This is a genomic window from Massilia sp. Mn16-1_5 (assembly GCF_004798585.1).
Classification (GTDB): Bacteria; Pseudomonadota; Gammaproteobacteria; order Burkholderiales; family Burkholderiaceae_D; genus Telluria.
Genome location: NZ_PPXQ01000076.1, coordinates 1 through 447 on the forward strand (window position 1 = coordinate 1; position 447 = coordinate 447).

The 447-nt window shown below is 30.6% G+C and carries 1 protein-coding gene; it reads left to right on the plus strand.

Going from position 1 to position 447, the window contains the following annotated elements; genetic code table 11:
* The coding region (locus tag C2862_RS25460; RefSeq protein WP_210736131.1) for a hypothetical protein at window positions 1-447 on the plus strand (447 nt) is incomplete at both ends.

Here is a 447-nt window from a genome sequence, read left to right on the forward strand (position 1 = left end):
ATATACAGTTGAGTCAGTATCTGTGATTTTAGAACGATTTGAATCGAAGTACAGCAACATTGTTTATGACTACGAAACGCAAGAAATCGCAGTATTGAATTCTTTAAAGTACAGCATTGTTAAAGGTGGAAAACCTGTTGCTGACTTGCTGATTAAAGAATTATCAAAAATCAATAACGATGAACTTATTTTAAAAGTTTATGAAAACTTGATGATTTTTTGGGGACGATCAACACGAGATTTTGATAAGACTGTTAAAGAATTATTTGAAAATGAATTAAAGAAAAGAAATGTTCCTATTATTTTTAATGACAATGACAATGACAATGACAATGAAGAATCGTACCCCGAATCGTACCACGAATCGTACCACGAATCGTATGACGAATCGTCAAAGAATAATATTCCTTATTCAAAAATAATCAAATACTTGAACAACAAAACAAG